This is a genomic window from Arenibacter echinorum, assembly GCF_003259375.1.
GTDB classification, from domain to species: Bacteria; Bacteroidota; Bacteroidia; order Flavobacteriales; family Flavobacteriaceae; genus Arenibacter; species Arenibacter echinorum.
In genome coordinates, this window is the sequence record NZ_QLLN01000001.1 from 28,635 (window position 1) to 47,824 (window position 19,190).

Sequence of the window (19,190 nt, forward strand, 5' to 3'; positions counted from 1 at the left end):
AATTTGACAGGTGGAGTATTTATTCAGGATAAAACCGATGTGGACGCAGCCGTTTCAGCAGCCGATATCGCCGCTAGTAATGGAGTAGTACATGTAATTGATAAAGTATTGTTACCACAAGAGGCAATAGATGCCCTATTGCATTAAGGTTAGGGTTAGTGCTTTATTTTGGTTACCGAGACTGACGACCAGCAATGGGCGTCAGTCTCACTTTATTCTCTACACTATTGGTATTATTTAAAAATTAAACATCTTAAATTGTGAAAGCGCTCTTCGATTCTTCCAGTATAAAATGCAGTAAATTGGTAACCCATACCTATAGTACTTCCTTTTCTTTGGGCATTAGATTGTTTTCGCCCAAAATACGACCAGCTATTTATGCAATTTATGGTTTTGTTAGGTATGCTGATGAGATTGTGGATTCTTTTCACGATTACGATCAAGAAGAATTACTGACCGAATTTATAAAAGAATATAAACTTTCCCTAAAAAGAAAAATTAGTTTAAATCCTATTATAAATTCTTTTCAGGAGGTAGTACATAAGTATGAACTTTATGAATACGCCGATGTCTTTTTGGAACGTATGCAGTATGATCTTGAAGTTTCTGAATATACGACCAAGGAGGCTTACGAAAATTACATCTATGGATCGGCCGATGTGGTTGGTCTAATGTGCTTAAGGGTATTTGTGGATAACGATAACAAAAAGTTCAACCACCTAAAATCTTCAGCCAAGTATCTGGGTTCCGCATTTCAAAAAGTAAATTTTTTGAGGGATATAAAACAAGATCTTGAAAGTTTAGGTAGATCCTATTTTCCCAATGTACATCAAAAAGAATTGACGGATGAAGTGAAAAAAGAGATCATTTTAGATATCGAGGCAGATTTTGAGAAAGCCTATCAAGGATTGGTTCAATTGCCCATAGAAAGTAGACTTGGGGTTTATATAGCTTATAAATACTATTCTAAACTTTTAAAAAAACTTAAGCACACCAAATCCGAAAAAATACTTACGGCTAGAATCCATATTTCCAACCCTATGAAAATGGTGATATTGGCCAAGGGCTATGTAAGATTTAAGTTAAATGCTATTTAAGTAATGTATTTCAAGGCAAAAGTAGCTCAAGTAATTAGGAAAGTAGTTTTGCCTGTATCTCCGGTTGAAACTTAATCCTTAAATGGAATGAACTATAAAAAAAATAATAAATGGAAATAGTATGGTATGTTCTAATAACACTATTGACTTTTATAGTGATGGAAGTGGTTACCTGGTGTACCCATAAATTTGTGATGCACGGTTTTTTGTGGGTTTTGCATGCCGACCACCACGAACCTAAGTACCCCCATGTTTTTGAAAAAAACGATGCCTTTTTTGTGATTTTTGCCATTCCCAGTATTGCGCTTTTTTATTTTGGCGTAACCCCAACCCTTAACTATTTATTCTTTATTGGTTTGGGTATCCTATTTTATGGCATTGCTTACTTTTTGGTTCATGATGTGCTTATTCACCAAAGGTTCAATTGGTTTAAGAACATTAAGAACAAATATTTGCTAGCTTTAAGGAAAGCCCATAAAATTCATCATAAAAATCTGGGCAAGGAAGATGGGGAATGTTTTGGTATGTTACTGGTTCCCAACAAATACTTCAGGCGGAATTAAATATAGAATTTCCGTTTTGGACAGTTAAAAATATCTTAGGGCTCTTTTAAGAAGTTAGAAGTTTTATGTAATTGACCGCGCATTTGTAAAATATCCCGAAGCCCCTTTATTATTAAGACTCAATTCCAATTTTATACGCTTTCAAAGCTCTTTCCCTGGCAAATTTGTGCTCAACTATTGGGTCCGGGTATTCAAAGGAATCAAATTCAGGAATCCACTTTCTTACATATTTGTAATCTTTGTCGAACTTTTTCTGTTGCGATTGTGGGTTGAAAATTCTAAAGTAGGGAGCGGCATCACAGCCTGTTCCGGCCGCCCATTGCCAGTTTCCATTGTTGGAGGATAATTCATAATCCAATAATTTCTCCGCAAAATAACTTTCTCCCCACCTCCAGTCGATCAATAAATGTTTGCAAAGAAAGCCAGCCGTAATCATTCTTACCCGGTTGTGCATAAAACCGGTTTTGTTCAGCTGTCTCATTCCGGCATCCACCATCGGGTATCCGGTTTTTCCTTGGCACCAGAGATGAAACTCCTCTTTGTTATTCCTCCATTGGATATTATCGTATTTAGACCTAAAATTTTGGGTGACCACCTTGGGGTAATGAAAGAGAATTTGCATGAAGAATTCCCTCCAAATCAATTCACTCAAAAAAACTTCATATTTTTTATCGATCTGGGCAATTACTTGTCTGATACTTATAGTTCCAAATCTTAAATGGGGACTTAGATAACTGGTGCTGTCCTCATATGGAAAATCTCTTTGATCTCCGTATCGATGTAGCTGGGTCAAGTCAAAATCCTGCACCTGAATATCGGACTTTTTAAAACCAATATCTTCCAAAGATATGGAGGGGTAATCCCCTTTGTGAAACTTGTTCAGCTTAGGATTCTTAAGTTGTATGGGATTTTCCTCCTCGAATTTTGCAAGCCATTTATTCTTATAGGGCGTAAAAACGGTATAGGGGTCTTCATCGTTTTTTACAATTTCACTTTTCTCGAAAATTACTTGATCCTTAAAACTAAAAAAGGGAATATCTTTTTTTGCAAGCAATTGGGCAATTTCTTTATCCCTGCCTATGGCATAAGGTTCGTAGTCACGATTGGTGTATACGGCAGCAATATCAAAGTTGGAAATTAATTCCTTCCAAATGGTTGCCGGTTCACCATCCAAGCATAAAATATCCGAGCCATGGCTCTTTAGGGTGTTTTTTATTTTAAGAATTGTTTGATTGATGAAATTAACTCTGGCGTCATTTTCAGGCAGCTCATTTAAAATTAGTCGGTCATAGATAAATATGGGTAACACGGGAACATCATTATTTAATGCTTCTGCCAATGCCGTGTTGTCTTCTATTCTAAGGTCGCGTCTGAACCAAAAAACAGCAATTGGGGTTTTGTCCTTGGATAAGGCGGAATTGTGTTCATTACTCGTATTTGGCACCATAGTTTTGATGGGAAAAAATTATTATGATTATAGGTTTCAGAATGTAGACCGAAAAATATTAGGGATAGAATAAGCCAGCTTCTTATCCTGATTGGTAATTTTGGAGTATTCCAACTATAAGGACAATTTAATGATAAATTGAATGAAAATCAATGTTTTCTACTTGTATAATCTACTTCACTTCCAAACTAACAACATATCCTTCACTTCCCCTGACATTAAAGACCGTACTGTCTTCAAAGATTAGATATTGCCCTTTAATACCTTTTAAGACCCCACTATAGATTGGAGTTTTGTCCAGATTAAGACTTTTTACCTTTTTGGGATATTGTAGCACGGGAAACTCTAGATGGGTTTCCGTATTGCTTTCTATATAATATGCGGAGGCCTCTTCCGGAATATATTTTTTTAACTTATTTCTATATTCCACCAAATCCTCGTCGTCAATCTCATTGGTCAACATTTTACGCCAGTTGGTCTTGTCGCCGATGTGTTCCTTTAAAGCAACCTCGGTAACACCGGCCAAATACCGATTGGGGACTTCAACAATCTCTATGGCCTCATGGGCACCTTGGTCTATCCATCTAGTGGGTACCTGCGATTTTCGTGTTACGCCTACTTTGATATTGCTGGAATTGGCAAGATATACGACGTGCGGCTGCAACTGAACCTTTTTTTCATATTCCAGATCACGGTCTTCCTTTTCCAGATGAGCTGTACTTAATTCGGGTCGCATGATCCAGTCCCCGGCGGTAGGAATTTCATAAAAGCAGGTCCTGCAGAAACCCTGTCTGAAAATGGGCCGATCTTCCCCACAATTAAGACATTGATATTTTATAAAGGAAATTGTAAGTTCCTTGTTCAATACCTGGTTCAGGTTTAAAAAGTCACCATCAAATATTAAGTAATATTGTATGGGATCTGCCAATTCGGTTTGCATTTTTCTTAAAACTCCTTGATACTGCATATTTTTTCTGCTTAACGTAAAATCAATTTGAATATGAATTCAATTAAAGCTATTTTTAGCCGATTTAATTAAGAGCTTGTTTAGTAATTTTTTGTTATAATTTTTATATGCCATTTTTGATACTTTTTTAGGGTAAATTTATAATCCTAGCGATGGCTGGGGTTTAGACTTTATAAGATTTGGTACAAAAACAGACATAAAAAACAACAGATGAATAATTTAACGGGCCCTTAGCTCAAAACCCTGCTTTAAACAGCGATAAAGATACCTAAAAATGCCAATAACATTATTCAATTCCATTGCTTCTTGGCTGTTGAAAAAGCGATATCATCAGATTGAACTTTTTTTAAAGTACCCTGAAGAGGTACAGGATGAGGTGTTGCACCAGTTATTGTCCTTTGCTGAGGATACGGAAATTGGAAGGAAGTACGATTTTGAATCTATTGCCAGTTATGAAACTTTTGCAGAGCGGGTCCCCATAGTCTCCTATGAGGAGGTGGAGCCTATGATAGAGCGTTCTAGAAAGGGGGAGCAAAATATCTTTTGGCCAACAACCATTAAGTGGTTTGCGAAGAGTAGTGGTACTACTAATGCCAAGAGCAAGTTTATACCTGTAAGTTCGGAGGCTTTGGAGGACTGCCATTATAAATCCAGTAAAGATCTGCTTTGCCTATATTTAAACAACAATGAGAACTCGCAGTTGTTTACGGGCAAGAGCTTGAGATTGGGCGGGAGTAAGGAACTGTATCAGGATAATGGTACCGTTTTTGGAGATCTCTCGGCCATTCTTATAGATAATATGCCATTCTGGGCAGAACTGAGTAGTACTCCTAGTAACAAGGTATCCCTGATGAGCGAATGGGAGACTAAGTTACAGGCCATTATTAGGGAAAGTGTTCAAGAAAATGTGACCAGCTTGGCCGGAGTGCCTTCGTGGATGTTGGTGCTCTTAAATAATGTCCTGGAGCAAACTGGAAAAGAGAACCTTTTTACAGTTTGGGAAAATTTGGAAGTATATTTTCATGGAGGGGTAAGCTTTAGCCCCTATAAGGATCAATATTCCAGACTCTTACCGCGGAAAAACTTCAATTACTATGAAATTTACAATGCCTCCGAAGGATTTTTTGCCATTCAGGATAGAAATAATGCGGATGATCTTTTATTGATGTTGGATTATGGAATTTTCTATGAATTTATTCCTATGGAAACTTATGGTACCAGCGATCAGATTACCCTTCCATTATGGAATGTGAAAGTAGATAGGAACTATGCGGTAATAATTACTACCAATGCGGGTCTGTGGAGGTATAAAATAGGGGATACGGTGAGGTTTACCTCTACCAATCCCTATAGGATCAAGATTACTGGAAGAACGAAACATCATATCAATGTATTCGGGGAGGAGTTGATCATAGAAAATGCGGAAGAAGCCTTAAAAACTATTTGTATAAAAACAGGGTCCGAAATAAAGGACTATACGGTGGCGCCGATATTTATGGAAGGTAAGGAAAAGGGTGCCCATGAGTGGATTATAGAGTTTAGGAAGCCCCCCGAAGAACTGGCTTATTTTACCGAAATCCTTGACAATGCACTTAAATCCTTGAACTCGGACTATGAGGCCAAGCGTTATAACAACATTACTTTAAAACTTCCCAAAGTACATATTGCCAGGGAAAACCTATTCTATGACTGGCTAAAATCAAAAGATAAGTTGGGAGGGCAGCATAAAATTCCAAGATTGTCCAATAAAAGGGATTATATCGAGGAATTGCTTCAGATGAACAATTAAATGTGATATTAACTGTCATAATGTTCAATTTAGAGGTATTAAATGTTTCCCTTTAACTATTTATACTTTTTATTATGGCAAATAGACTAGTAATATTGTCCGATATGTGGGGTTCTAAAAAAGGGCTATGGATAACCTCTTATTTGGGTTACTTGCAACAGTATTATGATATTACATTTTATGATTGTCAGCACTTGGCAAATATAAGTTTGGAGGTAAATTCTCCAGAAAATATCCACAAGGAATTTATTGATGGCGGAGTGGAAACTGCGGTTGCCCATCTGCTTAAAAAGGAAACGGAGCCCAGTCATTATTTAACTTTTGGTATTGGTGGTTGTATAGCCTGGAAAGCAGCTCTTCAAGGCTTGCCCATAAAATCCTTATATACCATTTCCAGTACAAGATTGCGTTTTGAGAGCGAGAGGCCGGCAGCAGCGAATATTCAACTGCTTTATGGTCAAAATGATGAGTTTAGGCCTTCAAATACCTGGTCTGACCAAATTGGTGTAGAGCTTGAAGTTGTGAAGGGTTTTGGGCATGAACTCTATACCGATGAGAAAATAATCAGTAAGGTTTGTCAAGATTTACTGGCCAAGGTTATGCAAAAACAATATGTGGCTTAAAGCCTAAGTTTCCATAATATTTATGGCAAACAATTAATAGGTATTATAAAAGTTAAAAGCAGTCTCTTAAGAGACTGCTTTTAACTTTTTAATAGTTTCGAAGGATAATTTCTCTTCGGCATAAGGTCTTGTTACCTTAAATTCCGTTTCGTTCGTACTCGGGAATTCGAACATGGCATCGGTGAAAATTGCTTCGCAAAGTGATCTTAAACCCCTTGCTCCCAATTTATATTCTATGGCCTTGTCCACAATATAATCCAACGCTTGTTCCGTAATCTTAAAGGAAATACCATCCATCTTAAACAATTTTTCATATTGTTTAATTATGGCGTTCTTGGGCTCTGTTAAAATGGCCCTTAAGGTTTCCTTGTCCAATGGATTCATGTGGGTGAGTACCGGTAATCTACCAATAATCTCAGGTATTAATCCAAAATCCTTTAAATCCTTAGGTACAATGTATTGTAAAATATTTTCGTTGTCTACTTTTTCTTCAGCTTTTGACGCGCTATAGCCTACGGCCTGCATATTCAGCCTTTTGGTAATGTGCCTTTCAATACCGTCAAAGGCACCTCCGGCAATGAACAAAATATTTTCTGTGTTTACTTCAATAAATTTTTGATCAGGGTGCTTTCTACCTCCTTTGGGCGGTACGTTTACCACGGTTCCCTCCAATAGTTTAAGAAGTCCTTGCTGAACACCTTCCCCGGATACATCCCGAGTAATTGAAGGATTGTCGCTCTTACGTGCAATTTTATCAATTTCATCTATAAAGACGATACCGCGTTCTGCCTTTTCCAAATTGTAATCTGCCGCTTGTAGTAAACGGGTAAGTATACTTTCCACATCTTCCCCAACATAACCGGCTTCAGTAAGTACGGTGGCGTCAACGATGGCCAAAGGAACATTGAGCATTTTGGCAATGGTTTTGGCCATAAGGGTCTTACCTGTCCCGGTTTGGCCCACCATTACAATATTACTCTTTTGGATTTCTATATCGTCTTCCTTGCTTTTTGGTTGTAGAAGTCTTTTGTAATGGTTGTACACGGCAACGGACATTACTTTTTTAGTGCGATCTTGACCAATTATATACGTGTCCAAAAATTCCTTTATTTCCAAAGGTTTTTTCAAGGTTAATTCGGAGGAAAGGTCATTGTTTTTGGTCTGCTTGGATTCTTCTGCGACAATACCGTGTGCCTGCTCTATACAACGATCACATATATGTGCATCAAGACCTGCAATCAATAAATTGGTTTCCGGTTTCTTTCTACCACAAAAAGAGCATTCTAAATTTTCTTTTGCCATATCATTTTATCACTTTCAATAATAGTAACGAAATAATCCACACTTTGGTGCATCCGTGTAGAATGTAACCCGGATTTTTCGAATCTTTTAGTCGTCTCTAGTCTTTATCCCTTACCAAGATCTCATCGATCATGCCATAATCCTTGGCTTCGTTTGCTTTCATCCAGTAATCCCTATCACTATCGTCACTTACTTTTTCAAGAGATTGTCCGGAATGTTGTGCAATGATTTGGTACAATTCATCTTTAAGTTTTAGAATCTCCCTGGCCGTAATTTCAATATCACTGGCCTGTCCTTGTGCTCCGCCAAGAGGTTGATGTATCATTACCCTGGAATGGGTCAATCCGCTGCGTTTCCCTTTTGCTCCGGCACATAGGAGTACTGCTCCCATAGAGGCGGCCATTCCTGTGCAAATAGTAGCCACATCCGGTTTTATGAACTGCATGGTGTCATAGATTCCCAAACCGGCATAAACACTTCCGCCAGGGGAATTGATATATATCTGTATGTCCTTGGAAGCATCCGTGCTTTCCAAAAATAATAACTGTGCTTGTACAATGTTGGCAACTTGGTCATTGATCCCTGTTCCGAGAAAAATGATCCGGTCCATCATTAATCGCGAAAAAACATCCATTGCCACTGCATTTAGCTGTCTTTCTTCAATAATGTTTGGAGTAAGGTTGGTGGGGTACATACTACTTAAAATAGTATCGTAATACATGCTATTTATTCCCTGATGTTTAATAGCGTAGTTTTTGAATTCTTTCCCGTAATCCATATTTTAATCAATAGTTTTATAAGATAAAAAAAGTGTCGAAAATCAACTCTTCGACACTGTAAATATACTTATTTTTAGTGAAACTTTATTTTATTGGCTCCTATAGAAGCGTATTTAAAATGTAAGGTTCAACTTATTTAAATTACCCGTATACTTCCTTAACAAAGTCTTCGTAAGTAACTTCTTTCGTTTTTAAATTTGCCTTTTCTTTATAAAGGGTCAAAAGCTTTTGGCTCATCAATTGTTCTGAAAGGCGTTTTACCTCCTCTTGGTTGGAAAGTACCCTTGCAGCAATATTGTCCAACTCCTCCTCTTTGGGGTTCAACTGGCCAAATTGTGCCATTTGCTGCTTAATAAAGCCTTTTGCAAATTCTTTTAGCTCATCAAACTGTATCTGAATTCCGTTTTCTTGAATAATCTTGCCTTCTATTAGTTGATAGCGCAGGCCTTTTTCCGATTTTTCAAATTCTTCGTTCGCTTCTTCCTCGGACAATTGTTTTTCCCCGGTCATCTGAATCCACTTGGTCAAAAATTCCGTAGGAAGGTCAAATTTGATGTTGTCTATAAAATGTTCGGTAACATCATTTAATAATTTCTGATCGGACTGTTGCTCAAATTGCTTTTCCGAATCTTCCTTGATTCTTTCTTTAAGCTCTTTTTCGGAGGTAACAACATCCTTCCCGAACAACTTGTCGAAAAGCTCCTGATCTAATTTTGCCGGCTCCTTTTCGTTAATTTCCTCTATAGTGAAAGTAACTTCGATATCCAATTTTTCGGATTTTTCACCATCGATACCCAAAGAACTGCCCAATAAATAATCCTCTTTGAACAATCCCTTTGTTTTTAAGGTAACCACATCGCCCACTTTTTTGCCCAAAAGGCTCTCAAGTGCTTTTTTGCTTTTTATTTTTTCTATCTCGATTACGGTCTTATTGTCTATTTCCTCTGCCTCGTTCTTGAAAACACCATTTACATCATCCTTCTTCCCAATTTCCTTCTTGCTGATCAATTTACCGTATTGCTTTTGAATACGCTCCACTTGCTCGTCGATCATTTTTTTGTCGGCAACAATTTTGTAGTGCGTTATGGCTTTTTTAGATTTAAGGTCTACATTGAAATTAGGGGCAAGACCCAATTCAAATTCAAATGCAAACTCTTCAGAATCCCAGTTAAAGTTATCCTGTTGTTTTGGAAGTGGATTTCCTAGAACATCCAGCTTTTCTTCTGTAAGATATTTGTTAAGATTGTCTTGTAACAGTTTGTTTACCTCATCTACCAAAACGGCCTTTCCGTATTGTTTCTTGATCAATCCCATAGGCACCTGACCTTTTCTGAAACCTGGTATGTTTGCCTGTTTTCTGTAGTCCTTTAAGATTGTTTCTACCTTATCGAAGTAATCGTCTTTGGTTACCGCAACTTTTACTACTGCATTTAATTCGTCAATCTGCTCTTTAGTGATGTTCATTTCTATATCTAATTTTACTAAAATAAAATGGGATGCAAAAGTAGTACATTTTCTAATCTCCAACAAGTTTTTAAATTACTGAATGTCAAAAAGGTACCCTAGATATTTTTGTCGTCATTTAGAAATGAATAAAATATAGATTGCAGAAAGGAAAGCAAAAGGCTAAAAAGTAATGCCCACCAAATATTATTTACCTGAAAGCCATCAATAAAGTAGTCGGCCAAAAGGATAATTATAGCGTTGATTATGAGTAGGAACAACCCTAAGGTAAGTATGGTGACGGGCAAGGTTAGTATGACCAAAATGGGTTTTACAATAAAATTCAGCAAACTTAACACAATGGCTACGATAATGGCCGTGGTATAGGAGTCCACACCTATCCCAGGCAATATTTTTGCTAAAATAACAACTGCTACGGCACTCAGGAGAATTCTTAAAATCAGGTTCATGGTTTACTTTTTTTTTGGTTTATGGAATGTTTTGTGAATGATATAATACCATTAAAAGTAAACATTTATTTTATCTGTCAAGGGGATAATTTTCTTGGTTTTAAGAACGGACATTGAATTGACCTGAAAATTTTATGAACTGAAAAAGGAATTGGCTATTTGATAAATTGAATGGATTTTTCAAAAAACTGGGTTGGATTCTCCGCATGAAGCCAATGTCCGGACTTTTCTATTGTTTCAACCGTGGCCAATGGAAAATGCCTTTTTATCACAGCTAAATCATCTGGGGTTATGTACTCTGATCTGTCTCCCCTTAAAAAAAGTGTTGGGCCTGTATAGGTATCGGTAGACCCAATATTTTCGCCAATTTCCTCCATTTTTCCACTTAAAACTTCAAGATTGAAGCGAAATCCCAATACTCCCTTTTCTTCCCAATACAAATTCTTCAACAAAAACTGTCGTATCCCTACATTTTTGATGTATTTGGACAACTGTTCATCTGCGTCATTTCTAGAGCTTATATTTTTAATATTCAATGCATTGAGTCCGTTTATTATATCTTGATGATGGGGCGGATAAAATTTGGGAGCAATATCGGCCACAATTAGCTTTTTTGTTAATTGGGGATAGCGGCAGGCAAACAGCATGGCCGTTTTTCCTCCCATGGAATGGCCAAGTATAATGGCCTCTCCCAAATGATGGTAGTCCATGTATTGTTTTACATCCTCTGCCAGTAAATCATAGTTAAACTCTGCGGAATGAAAACTTTTTCCATGGTTGCGCAAATCTAGAAGGTGCACTTCAAAGCCCTCTTCGGCATATTTGGACCCCATGGATTTCCAATTGTCGGACATGCCCAAAAAACCATGTAGGATAATAATAGGTTGTCCTTCTCCTAAAATATTGGAATGCAATACCGGCATTACTTTAATTTGTTTAGGTACATATTAATTACATTTTCCAGGCCTAGATACAGGGATTCGCATATCAGGGCATGCCCAATGGAAACTTCCAACAGATTAGGTACGTTTTCTTTAAAATATTTTATATTGTCAAGGCTTAGGTCATGTCCTGCATTTATGCCCAAGCCCAATTCATGGGCTGCTTTTGCAGCTTCGGTAAAGGCTAAAACCCCTTTCTTGTTTCCTTTAGCATATTCGTTGGCATAGCTTTCGGTATATAGTTCAATGCGGTCGGTACCTGTCAATGCGGCACCTTGGACCATTTCAATATTAGCGTCCACAAAAATAGAAGTTCTGATCCCGTGGCTTTTAAATGTTGATATCACTTCTTTTAGAAAGTTCCTGTTTTTTACAGTGTCCCATCCGGCGTTCGACGTAATAGCGTCAACGGCATCGGGGACTAGGGTGACTTGTGTGGGTTTTACTTCCAAAACCAAATCCATAAATGATTGTACGGGATTTCCTTCTATGTTAAATTCGGTGCGAACCAATTTCTTTAGGTCCCGTGCATCCTGGTATTTTATATGTCTTTCATCGGGTCTCGGATGTATTGTTATGCCTTGTGCCCCAAAATCTTCAATATCTTTGGCTACTTTTAACAGGTCGGGCACGTTTCCACCACGAGAATTTCTTAATGTTGCAATTTTATTTACATTAACGCTAAGCTTTGTCATAGGATTTTGGTATGTTTAAAAAGCAAAAATACAAATTAGGCATACCTTTTGCTGGTTTATTATTAAGAATTCGTTTTCCAAGCTCGGTCAGCTCCATGAAGGAAAATTATAGGCAACTAGGTTTAGGTGGCTTTTAAGACCTATTGGATGGGATTGGTTTTGGAGTATTGCTAATTTATCGGGATTGTTTTTTAACAGCTCGCAAAAGCTGAGTCATTTGGAAATAATACTTGAGTAGATTCGGGTTCTTAGAAATTTTTATTAGTATTTTGCGTTATAATATGAAGTTATGAACATTCAAAACAACATAATTGCCACATTGCCGATTTTTAAAGTGGGTGATTCCTTGAAGAAAGTGATCAAGTTCTTTAATGAATCGACCTATTCCCATGTTGCAGTAACCGAAGAGAATGTTTTTATTGGAGTTTTGGATGAAAATGATCTCGATAATTATGAGAAGGATAAGAAGATAGAAGATTATCGATATAACTTGGAAACCTTTTTTGTTCGAAAGGAAACTTCTTGGCTGGATGTCTTGGAGGTATTTTCGAAGAACGAGGCGAACCTTTTGCCTGTCTTGGATGATAATGGCCTTGTTTTAGGATATTATGACCTGATAGATATTGTTGATGAGTTTATAGATACGCCATTTTTTACAGAGCCTGGTGGGATCCTGGTTTTGGCAAAGGGTATAAAGGATTACTCCTTTAGCGAAATTGCCCAAATAGTGGAAAGTAACAATGTTAAATTGATTGGCGGGTTTATTACGGATATTCGAAATGACGTTATTCAGATCACCATTAAAATTGGGACTACACATTTAAATGAAATTATACAGTCTTTTAGAAGGTATAACTACACTATACTCTACGGTAATAACGACGATCAATTTATTGAGGATTTAAAACAGAGGTCTGATTATTTGGATAAATATCTAAATGTTTAACTCTTATGAAATGAGCCAGCTTGCAGAAGGGCAATACCTCCCGATAAATTTTGGGGTTTATGTTTACTGGCATTGGCGAATTACATCTGACAAATAATAAAAGATAAATTTAAACAGATGAAAGTTGCCATTTACGGACTTACCTGCCAGAATAACGTTTTGGATTGCATTGTGGAGTTGTTGGACGAACTTCATAATGAAAATGCTGAGATCTACTTTGAAAAAGAGTTTTACAACTTAATTATGGCCAAACGTAATGTGGGTGAATTTCCCATATTTACGGACTCTAAAGGCCTTGATGCCAGTTTCGATATGTTTGTGAGTTTTGGTGGCGATGGCACCATTTTACGCGCTACAACCTATGTTCGTGACCTAGGAATACCTATTGTAGGTGTAAACACAGGTAGACTGGGATTTTTATCCACATTTAGAAAAGAAGATGTACGCAAGGTGGTAAAGGAATTCGTTTCGGGAGCATATACCATTGTGGAGCGCAGTCTAGTGGAGGTAAGTGCGCAATCCGATATTCCCGAATTTAAGACATTAAATTTCGCTTTGAATGAGATAACCGTGAGCAGGAAAGATACCACTTCCATGATTACGGTAGAAACGCATTTGAACGATGAATATCTAACATCCTATTGGGCAGATGGATTGATAGTGGCAACGCCCACAGGTTCTACCGGGTATTCACTTAGCTGTGGTGGCCCTGTAATTGCCCCTACGGCCAAATCCTTAATACTTACTCCTATTGCACCACATAACCTAAATGCAAGACCTTTGGTGATTTCGGATGATACCGTTATAAGGCTCAAGGTTTCCGGGAGGGAAGAAAGTCATTTGGTGTCTTTGGACTCCAGGATAGCTACCGTAGTCAGTGGCAAGGAGATTTTTATCAAAAAAGCACCATTTACCATTAAGATGATCGAATATACCTCCGAAAGTTTTCTAAAAACACTACGAAATAAATTATTGTGGGGCGAAGACAAGCGTAATTGATTGTTTTTGGGCGACAATAAAAAGGAACAAAATCTGTTTATCAAGTGAGAACATGAATGTAATAATTTACTGGTCTAAACTACTGAAATTGTTATATTTGCAAACTTTTATAAATAATGAGGTTATTTTTTGCGGCAATTCTTCTTTTCATTTTTAATGAAATAAAGGGACAAACATACGAGATTGGCCTATTTGCAGGTGGTGCCAATAATATTGGGGATGTTGGAAGGTCTAATTTTATTTTACCTTCAGGTCCTGCTTTTGGTGGTCTGTTTAAATGGAACAAGAGTAAACGCTATGCTTGGCGGGCCAGTATTATTTATGGAGAATTTACAGCGGATGATTCCAAATCGGACATACCGTCCCGACAACAACGGAATTTTATTATGGACAATAGTGTTCTGGAGGCGTCCGCAGGTTTGGAGTTTAATTTTGTAGAGTATAATTTGCACCGGTTGGGGCCGGCATTTACACCTTATCTATATACGGGTGTTACCTATTTTAGATATGGATACCATTATTTTGATGCAGCGCAATTGCAGGATATTGGACAGAAAGATGGCTCTTTTGCGGTGCCAATGACAGTTGGAGCCAAATTAAGGATTAGTCAGTTTTTTATTGTCGGAGCAGAAATAGGGGCCAGATATACCTTTACGGATAATTTGGATGCCAGTAACCCGGAAGGTTCCAATTATGAAGAATTTAGATTTGGAAATATTTTTAGTGATGATTGGTATGTGTTTTCCGGGGTTACGCTAACGTATACCTTTGGGAGAAAACCTTGTCAGGATTGCTTTCAGTAGTGTTAAAAATAATAGTTTGGAAGAATTAAAGATCAAATCATTGCCAAGACACTTAGCCATAATTATGGATGGTAATGGGAGATGGGCAAAAGAAAAAGGAAAATTAAGGGTTTTTGGCCATGAACAAGGGGTGAAGACCGTTAGGAGAACAGTGGAGGACTGTGCCAGAATTGGATTGGAGTTTCTTACTTTGTACACTTTTTCTACCGAGAATTGGAACAGACCCAAATTGGAAGTGGATACTTTAATGAGGTTATTGGTCTCTTCCCTTAAAAAGGAATTGAAAACCTTGAACAATAATAATATTAAGTTAAATACTATTGGCAATATAGCTTCCTTGCCAAATAGTGCGCACAAGGAATTGTTGGATGTAATGGAGAAAACAAGTGCCAATACCGGTATGACTCTGACGCTTGCCCTGAGTTATGGGTCTCGGGAAGAGATAAAAAATGCCGTACAACAGATATGTGTCAAAGTTAAAAATAATATAATTTCTCCCGAAAATATTGACGAAACCATTATTAATAACCATCTTTACACGCAAAATTTACCAGACGTAGACTTATTGATCCGTACCAGTGGAGAGCATAGGATCAGTAATTTCTTACTATGGCAAATTGCATATGCGGAACTATATTTTATTGATGTATTTTGGCCGGATTTTTCGGAACAGCATTTATTGGAAGCCATTAAAAATTACCAGAACAGAGAACGAAGATTTGGAAAAACTAGCGAACAACTCACCTAGCGACATGAATAGGTTCATGTCCCTTGAACTTTTTATTACACTTTTATTATTAATTTTTACTACAGCTATCTCTGCACAGGATACTTCCTATGAAGATGGTAAACGGTATATTCTTGGGGGATTGGAAGTTACTGGATTACAAAGTTACAACGAACAGACTGTAAAGACCTACACGGGTTTAAGGATAGGGCAGCCCATTACCGTTCCAGGGGATGAGATAAGCGCTGTCATCAATAAACTATGGGGCTTGGAGCTGTTTACGGATATAAGCTTCTACATCACCAATATTGAAGGTGAGAATGTATTTCTTGAATTAAATATTATAGAACGGCCAACACTTTCCAATGTAACCGTTTATGGGGTTAAGAAAAGAAAGGTAGATGAAATCTTAAAGGATACCGATCTGAAAAAAGGGAAGAAGATAACCGAGAGTTTGATCGCCAATTCCAAGAATTATATCCAGAACAAATACAAAAAGAAAGGATACCTTAATGCCAAGGTTACCATTGCCACTACAAAGGATACTACAGATGCCAATACACAGGCAATGGTCATAAATGTGAAGCAGGGCGATAAGGTTAAGATCAACGATATTGTTTTTGAGGGTAACGAGCAGTTATCAGACAAACAACTTAGTAAGGCCTTGAAAAAGACCAAGCAAAGGAAATTTTACCGCTTTTGGAAGAAATCCAAATATATACAGGAGGATTACAAAAATGATTTGGTTTCCCTAGTGGACAAATATGCCGAAAAAGGTTTTAGGGATGCCCGTATTATTTCGGATACCTTTGTAAAGGTTTCTGATGATCTCATCGATTTGAAGATCAAGGTAGAGGAAGGGAACAAGTATTATTTTGGGGATATAGATTTCGTTGGAAACACTGTTTATTCGGATCGTCAATTAGCTCAAATGCTTGGAATTAAAAAGGGGGATACCTATAATGGGGTGTTGTTGCGGAAACGAATCGCGGATGACACAAAACCGGATGCCGAGGACCTTACCAACATGTACCAAAATTTCGGTTATCTTTTTTCCAGTATAAACCCTGTGGAGATTTCTGCGGAGAATGATACCATCAATTTTGAAATTAGAATTATTGAAGGTAAAGAGACTTTTCTAGATCATGTTACCGTAATTGGTAATGACAAGACCAATGACCACGTTATTTTTAGGGAGTTGCGCACAAGACCTGGTCAGCGATATAATAAATCGGACATTATTAGAAGTATCAGGGAACTGGGACAATTGGGATTCTTTGATGCTGAACAGATAAAGCCGGATATACAAAATCCTGATCCAAATGCAGGAACAGTGGATATTGCCTATAACTTGGTGGAAGCTGGCTCTAGCCAGATCGAGCTACAGGGTGGTTATGGTGGTGGTGGTTTCATTGGAACCTTGGGACTGTCTTTTAGTAACTTCTCCATGAAGAATTTATTTAAGGGGGAGGCTTATAAGCCGGTACCTATGGGAGATGGACAAACCTTTGCCCTGCGTTTGCAGGCCAGTAGGACCTATAGGGTATATAGCTTAAATTTCTCCGAGCCATGGTTGGGAGGTAAGAAACCGGTAAGGTTCAATATGTCCCTTTCCAGAACCCAACAGTTCTATTACAACCCCTATGTAAGTAGTAAACCGGATAAGAGCAAGCAATTTTCCATTACTGGAATTACGGCCGGTTTGGCAAAAAGGGTACAATGGCCAGATGATTACTTTACCATTTCCCACTCTTTGGGATATCAATTATATAATTTCCAGGATTATAATTTAGGACTTTTCAATTTCGGGAATGGAAAATCCAACTCAATAGCATATACCCTCGGAATCTCAAGGGATGCTACCGGTGGTGGTCGTATTTATCCAAGATCGGGATCCAATTTTGCCATTACGGCCAAGTTTACCCCTCCTTTTTCGTTGTTCAATAATATAGACTATAAGCAACTCAATGAAGATCAGGAGGTAGCCATTGAGGAGTTGGATAGTGACGAAATAGAGCGCATAGATCAAGAACGCTTTAGGTGGTTGGAATTCTATAAGGTTAACTTTAAGGGAGATTGGTATACTACCTTGGTAGATAAATTGGTTTTGAGGACCAATGCCGAATTCGGATTTTTGGGAAGTTATAACGAAGATGTAGGAAAGGTTCCTTTTGAAAGATTTTATGTTGGGGGCGACGGTATGGGCTCCTACACTTTGGACGGTAGGGATGTTATTTCCTTAAGGGGTTATGAGAATCAATCCTTAACACCTTATAGTACGGATCCATTAAGTGGAGGACAAGTACAGGATGGTGGAGTTGTGTATAATAAATATTCCTTGGAACTTAGATATCCCTTGACCTTAAAACCGTCTGCTTCCATTTATGGGCAGGTATTTTTAGAAGCAGGAAATGCCTTCAACAATTTTCAAGACTTTAATCCGTTTGAGTTAAAAAGATCTGCCGGAGTGGGGTTACGTATTTTTATGCCAGCATTTGGATTATTGGGAATTGATTTTGGATATGGATTTGATCAAGATTATAACCCCAATTCATCAGGACCTAGCGGTTGGCAAACCCACTTCATCATTGGACAACAGTTTTAATATATAGAAATTTGCAATTGTTTTATATGTTAAATGGTTCATTCTAAAATATTTAGTTATTTTGGCACGATATTTTCTATAGTATAAAAAGAAGATAGCATGGGAATTAAATCAAAAGTACTTTTGTTTCTAGTTGCAACTATGTTTGTAGCTACTATTTCGGCACAAAGGTCCATTAGGATAGGTTATGTGGATATGGAATATATCCTGGAGAATGTAGAGGAGTACAGGGAGGCCAATGAGCAATTGGCGGCCAAAGTCCAGAAATGGAAATTGGAGCTGGATAAGGAGAAGGGGATTATTGATCAGATGAAGAAGGATTTAATGGCAGAGAAAGTGCTGTTAACGGAGGAATTGATTTCCGAGAGGCAGGAAGAAATCCAAATCTTGGAAAAGGAGATGTTCGATTATCAACAAGACAGGTTTGGCCCAGAAGGAGATCTAGTGCTTCAGAAAAGAAGATTGATACAGCCAATTCAAGATCAGGTTTTCAATGAGGTGCAGAAAATTGGTGCAAATAAAAAATATGATTTTATTTTTGATAAATCGGCAGATGTTGTAATGTTGTATTCCGAGAAAAGACACGATATTAGCGATCTTGTTTTGAGGGGGATTTCGAGGACTAGAAAAATAAGCGCACCTAAGAATAGGCAAAATGCCAGAAGTAGTTTCGAAGATATAGAGGATGAGGAAACGGAAGAAACAATTAGCGATGCTATTTTAGAACGTCAGGAGAGGGCAAAGCAGGCGGAAGAGGCAAGGACCAAGACGGCAGAAGAAAACCGGGCAGAACAGCTCAAGATTCGAGAAGAACGTAAAAAGGCTTATGAAGAAAGAAGGAAAAAATTATTAGAAGAACGTGAGGCCAAAAGAAAGCAGGAGTTAGAGGAGAGAAGCGGCAAGAATGACTCAGAAGAAGATAGTTCAAAGGACAATCAATAATATTAAATTAAGCTTAAACCAAATTACATTTATATAACTAAATCTTTAAATT

General features: G+C 37.7%; 19 protein-coding genes. 11 read left to right on the forward strand and 8 right to left on the reverse strand.

The window, feature by feature from the left end; all coding sequences use genetic code 11:
- The first annotated feature begins 3 nt into the window (after nt 1–3).
- The 3 genes from LV92_RS22140 (at nt 4) to LV92_RS00125 (ending at nt 1,660) form a co-directional block, all read left to right on the forward strand.
- On the forward strand, nt 4–147 hold the full coding sequence (locus LV92_RS22140) for a fasciclin domain-containing protein (protein ID WP_211322924.1): 144 nt from the start codon (nt 4–6) through the stop codon (nt 145–147).
- Nucleotides 148–260: 113 nt separating this feature from the next.
- A complete protein-coding gene (locus LV92_RS00120) occupies nt 261–1,097 on the forward strand; it encodes a phytoene/squalene synthase family protein (RefSeq protein WP_111621672.1) in 837 nt (278 codons plus the stop codon).
- A 110-nt stretch (nt 1,098–1,207) separates the two neighbouring features.
- A complete protein-coding gene (locus LV92_RS00125) occupies nt 1,208–1,660 on the forward strand; it encodes a sterol desaturase family protein (RefSeq protein ID WP_111621673.1) in 453 nt (150 codons plus the stop codon).
- Between the two features lie 112 nt (nt 1,661–1,772).
- Here LV92_RS00125 and LV92_RS00130 read toward each other — a convergent pair whose 3' ends face one another.
- Both LV92_RS00130 and LV92_RS00135 read right to left on the reverse strand, forming a co-directional pair.
- Nucleotides 1,773–3,107 (reverse strand): cryptochrome/photolyase family protein, encoded by a 1,335-nt coding sequence (locus LV92_RS00130; protein WP_111621674.1) that lies wholly within the window; start codon nt 3,105–3,107, stop codon nt 1,773–1,775.
- A gap of 172 nt (nt 3,108–3,279) precedes the next feature.
- Nucleotides 3,280–4,074 carry a DUF2797 domain-containing protein gene (locus LV92_RS00135; protein WP_111621675.1) on the reverse strand — a complete coding sequence of 265 codons (795 nt, stop codon included), beginning with the start codon at nt 4,072–4,074 and terminating at the stop codon, nt 3,280–3,282.
- 274 nt (nt 4,075–4,348) lie between these two features.
- Between LV92_RS00135 and LV92_RS00140 the strand changes: the two genes are divergently transcribed.
- The gene (locus LV92_RS00140) at nt 4,349–5,863 is read left to right on the forward strand and encodes a GH3 auxin-responsive promoter family protein (RefSeq protein WP_111621676.1); all 1,515 of its coding nucleotides are present in this window, start codon (nt 4,349–4,351) and stop codon (nt 5,861–5,863) included.
- A 74-nt stretch (nt 5,864–5,937) separates the two neighbouring features.
- Complete coding sequence (locus tag LV92_RS00145; RefSeq protein ID WP_111621677.1) at nt 5,938–6,486, forward strand: hypothetical protein; 549 nt, start codon at nt 5,938–5,940, stop codon at nt 6,484–6,486.
- A gap of 66 nt (nt 6,487–6,552) precedes the next feature.
- Here the strand turns inward: LV92_RS00145 and clpX are convergent, their stop codons facing one another.
- From clpX to LV92_RS00175, 6 genes are all read right to left on the reverse strand, one after another.
- Nucleotides 6,553–7,788, reverse strand: a complete 1,236-nt coding sequence (clpX, locus tag LV92_RS00150) for an ATP-dependent Clp protease ATP-binding subunit ClpX (RefSeq protein ID WP_111621678.1) — start codon at nt 7,786–7,788, stop codon at nt 6,553–6,555.
- Nucleotides 7,789–7,885: 97 nt separating this feature from the next.
- On the reverse strand, nt 7,886–8,566 hold the full coding sequence (clpP, locus tag LV92_RS00155; protein ID WP_111621679.1) for an ATP-dependent Clp endopeptidase proteolytic subunit ClpP: 681 nt from the start codon (nt 8,564–8,566) through the stop codon (nt 7,886–7,888).
- A 142-nt stretch (nt 8,567–8,708) separates the two neighbouring features.
- Nucleotides 8,709–10,031 carry a trigger factor gene (tig, locus tag LV92_RS00160; RefSeq protein ID WP_111622297.1) on the reverse strand — a complete coding sequence of 441 codons (1,323 nt, stop codon included), beginning with the start codon at nt 10,029–10,031 and terminating at the stop codon, nt 8,709–8,711.
- 98 nt (nt 10,032–10,129) lie between these two features.
- On the reverse strand, nt 10,130–10,480 hold the full coding sequence (locus LV92_RS00165) for a phage holin family protein (protein ID WP_111621680.1): 351 nt from the start codon (nt 10,478–10,480) through the stop codon (nt 10,130–10,132).
- A 155-nt stretch (nt 10,481–10,635) separates the two neighbouring features.
- Complete coding sequence (locus tag LV92_RS00170; RefSeq protein ID WP_111621681.1) at nt 10,636–11,403, reverse strand: alpha/beta fold hydrolase; 768 nt, start codon at nt 11,401–11,403, stop codon at nt 10,636–10,638.
- Nucleotides 11,403–12,116: a pyridoxine 5'-phosphate synthase gene (locus LV92_RS00175; RefSeq protein ID WP_111621682.1), complete on the reverse strand. Its 714-nt coding sequence runs from the start codon at nt 12,114–12,116 to the stop codon at nt 11,403–11,405. Before LV92_RS00175 ends, LV92_RS00170 begins: the two co-directional genes overlap by 1 nt.
- 289 nt (nt 12,117–12,405) lie before the next feature.
- On the opposite strand from LV92_RS00175, the gene LV92_RS00180 reads away from it, so the two are divergent.
- The 6 genes from LV92_RS00180 (at nt 12,406) to LV92_RS00205 (ending at nt 19,138) form a co-directional block, all read left to right on the forward strand.
- Nucleotides 12,406–13,062 (forward strand): CBS domain-containing protein, encoded by a 657-nt coding sequence (locus LV92_RS00180; RefSeq protein ID WP_111621683.1) that lies wholly within the window; start codon nt 12,406–12,408, stop codon nt 13,060–13,062.
- A gap of 117 nt (nt 13,063–13,179) precedes the next feature.
- Nucleotides 13,180–14,061: an NAD kinase gene (locus LV92_RS00185; RefSeq protein WP_111621684.1), complete on the forward strand. Its 882-nt coding sequence runs from the start codon at nt 13,180–13,182 to the stop codon at nt 14,059–14,061.
- Nucleotides 14,062–14,177: 116 nt separating this feature from the next.
- Complete coding sequence (gene porG / locus LV92_RS00190) at nt 14,178–14,864, forward strand: type IX secretion system protein PorG (protein WP_111621685.1); 687 nt, start codon at nt 14,178–14,180, stop codon at nt 14,862–14,864.
- Nucleotides 14,865–14,928: 64 nt separating this feature from the next.
- Nucleotides 14,929–15,612: an isoprenyl transferase gene (locus LV92_RS00195; protein ID WP_245946231.1), complete on the forward strand. Its 684-nt coding sequence runs from the start codon at nt 14,929–14,931 to the stop codon at nt 15,610–15,612.
- Between the two features lie 4 nt (nt 15,613–15,616).
- On the forward strand, nt 15,617–18,196 hold the full coding sequence (locus LV92_RS00200) for a BamA/OMP85 family outer membrane protein (protein ID WP_111621687.1): 2,580 nt from the start codon (nt 15,617–15,619) through the stop codon (nt 18,194–18,196).
- A gap of 105 nt (nt 18,197–18,301) precedes the next feature.
- Nucleotides 18,302–19,138: an OmpH family outer membrane protein gene (locus LV92_RS00205; protein WP_245946233.1), complete on the forward strand. Its 837-nt coding sequence runs from the start codon at nt 18,302–18,304 to the stop codon at nt 19,136–19,138.
- The last annotated feature ends 52 nt before the right edge of the window (nt 19,139–19,190 follow it).